We start from the raw sequence: 2,589 nt of genomic DNA on the forward strand, positions 1-2,589 counted from the left end.
CACAACACCCGTAGCTACAGCGTGAAGATGGATGACATCAGCAACGACGTGAAAGGCAACCGCAATATTGGCGAACTGAAAGTGGGCGTTGAAGGCCAGCTTAGCCAGCGTCTGCAACTGTGGGGCAACGTCGCCCAGCAAATTGGCGACAACGGCTACAGCGATACGCAGGGAATGTTAGGACTGAAATACAGCTTCTGACTTTCTACCACCCGTGGTAACACGGGTGGTTTTCTTCCCTCGCCTCCCTTTGTGATCCCATTCGCATCCCTCAGATTTTGTTGTAAATAAGATGGAGTGACGTTATCCAGCTCAGGGAAATGTGGTTTATGGAACCTCTACATGCGGTTTTCCTCACCGTCAGCCTGTTCGTGTTAACCTTCTTCAACCCCGGCGCCAATCTGTTTGTGGTCGTGCAAACCAGTCTGGCCTCCGGACGGCGTGCAGGTGTATTAACCGGTCTGGGCGTTGCGTCAGGTGACGCTATCTATTCCGGGCTGGGGCTGTTTGGCATGGCGACGCTGATCACCCAGTGCGAGGCGGTTTTTTCGGTGATCAAAATTGGCGGCGGCGCGTATCTGCTGTGGTTTGCCTGGAACAGTATGCGTCACCAGGCCACACCGCAGATGCCAACGCTGCAGCAACCCGTTAGCGCGCCATGGACCGTGTTCTTTCGTCGTGGCTTACTGACCGATCTGTCAAATCCGCAAACCGTCCTGTTTTTTATCAGTATCTTCTCCGTTACGCTGAGTGCCGACACACCCATGTGGGCAAGGATAATGGCCTGGGCCGGGATTGTGCTCTCTTCGGTTATCTGGCGCGTCTTTCTGAGCCAGGCCTTTTCGTTGCCTGCCGTGCGTCGGGCATACGGCAGAATACAGCGCGTCGCCAGCCGCATCATCGGCGCGATAATTGGCCTGCTGGCGTTACGTTTAATTTATGAAGGGATTACGCATCGGTAACATACTGTTTAGAAAGAGGATTTCATGCCCATACTGCCGGATGGCGACGCGTTGCGCCTTATCCGGCCTACAGGTTTTTTGCCTGGCCGGGTAAAGCGAAACCGCCTCCCGGCACTTTGCATCAGAACGACGCTTTAATACCGATCATCGCTGAAGTGTCGCTGTAGCCGTTGTTACCAACCTGCTGAGCGACGTTGCCCCACAGGGCGACGTTCTTCGTCAACTGGCCTTCAACACCGGCTTTCAGTTCGCCGATATTGCGGGCGCCTTTCAGATTCACATTTTCACCGTTCATTGCGACGCCAAAGTCTTTGCTGTTGTGGAGCCAGTTGGCTTCGACAAACGGCTGGAAGGTGTGGTCTTTGCCGTCGTCCAGTGTGTTGTGGCCCTTGCCGAACAGACGGACGCCGACGCGGGTCTGGATGTTGCCATCGCCGTTACCTTCAACGCGGGTACCGTTAACTTCTTTGTGCTCATCTGCCTTCACGCCCATCCAGGTGATCTGGGCTTTTGGCTGAATATACAGCGCGTTACGCTCGCTGAGTTCGGCCAGTTTCCAGGTGTAGCCGGATTCAACAGAGGCGGTGAAGCCCTTCGAATCATACTCTTCAGATTCGACGTCACGACCAGAAACGGTGTTATCAAACCAGCTGTACTGCGCCCAGGTATCGACATACGCGCCTTCGTGCGTCGCGTTGTCCTGCAGCCAGGTGCCGTACAAACCAACGCTGTAACCACTGATGCGGCTGTCGGCCCGGTTACCGTTACGCTGGTTTTCGGCGCGCGCTTTCTGGTTCGCATAACCGGCCATCAGACCCAGATGGTAGCGGTCAGTGTTGTCCGAAGACCACTGCGCAATGTCGCCGCCCAGTTGCATGACATAACGGTTGGCCTGCATATCCAGTTGACCACTGCTGTCTTTCTGACGGGTATGACCGCCCACGTTACGCAGCCACATACTGGTGACGGCTTCTTCGCCGGTCAGCGCGTCCACGTAATGCGTTTCGCCCAGACGATCCTGCAAACGGGTATTGAACAGCGTGTTCGCCGCCTGCAGGTTCATGCCGTACAGACCGGCTTCCGGACGCACCGCGTGTTCGCGCGGCGTCGGAGCTGACGGCTGCGGATCGGTAGGATTCAGAGGATCCAGCGGAGTAACCGGAGACAGGGCGCTGCTCAGATACCAGTTTTTATTATTCTCGCCTTCACCGCGATGCAGGGTGTAGTCATACGCACCGGCCACGATACGGCCATTTTGTGTAAACACACCGTCAGAATTGCCGCCAACGCTAATCAGTTCGATGCCCGATGTCGTCAGACCGCCCGCGCCCCCGGCGTTCAGTACTTTAACGTTCGTGCTGCCGGAGGTGTTGCCCGCAACGATCATCCGGTCCGTTGGCGAGCTGTCATCGCCCAGTTGGGTGTTCATCACGAGATTACCGTTAGTGCCTGTGTAATCACCGTCCACTGTCAGGGTTTTGAAGCTCGCGGTATCACGCGTCAGCATACGACGCTTTGTGGCGGCTGGCATAAAGGTCAGCGTGGAGTCATTCAGCGTCAGGTTGGTGAGCTGAGAACTTTTGGTCATGTTCCAGGCCGAGCCGTCGGCCAGCGACAGGTTATTCAC

3 protein-coding genes (1 of these 3 only partly in view) are annotated in these 2,589 nt (G+C 56.0%); 2 read left to right on the top strand and 1 reads right to left on the bottom strand.

The features are described from left to right. Both JTI98_RS21020 and JTI98_RS21025 read left to right on the top strand, forming a co-directional pair. On the top strand, positions 1-201 hold a 201-nt coding region (locus JTI98_RS21020), incomplete at its 5' end, for an autotransporter outer membrane beta-barrel domain-containing protein (protein ID WP_043001667.1). 128 nt (positions 202-329) lie between these two features. After that, positions 330-962, top strand: coding sequence for a LysE family transporter (locus JTI98_RS21025; protein WP_216081776.1), 633 nt, complete (start codon positions 330-332; stop codon positions 960-962). A 121-nt stretch (positions 963-1,083) separates the two neighbouring features. Here JTI98_RS21025 and JTI98_RS21305 read toward each other — a convergent pair whose 3' ends face one another. After that, on the bottom strand, positions 1,084-2,589 hold the 3' portion of the coding sequence (locus tag JTI98_RS21305) for an autotransporter outer membrane beta-barrel domain-containing protein (protein ID WP_252869609.1). The gene runs 1,437 nt beyond the window's last position; only the last 1,506 of its 2,943 coding nucleotides appear in the window; its start codon lies beyond the right edge, outside the window; its stop codon occupies positions 1,084-1,086.

The sequence above is a fragment of the Citrobacter sp. MGH 55 genome (assembly GCF_016906145.1).
Classification (GTDB): domain Bacteria; phylum Pseudomonadota; class Gammaproteobacteria; order Enterobacterales; family Enterobacteriaceae; genus Citrobacter_A; species Citrobacter_A amalonaticus.

What these genes read in the sequence shown, in the direction of transcription:
- JTI98_RS21025 (WP_216081776.1), top strand. Translation starts at nt 330, where the DNA reads ATGGAACCTCTACATGCGGTTTTCCTCACCGTCAGCCTGTTCGTGTTA.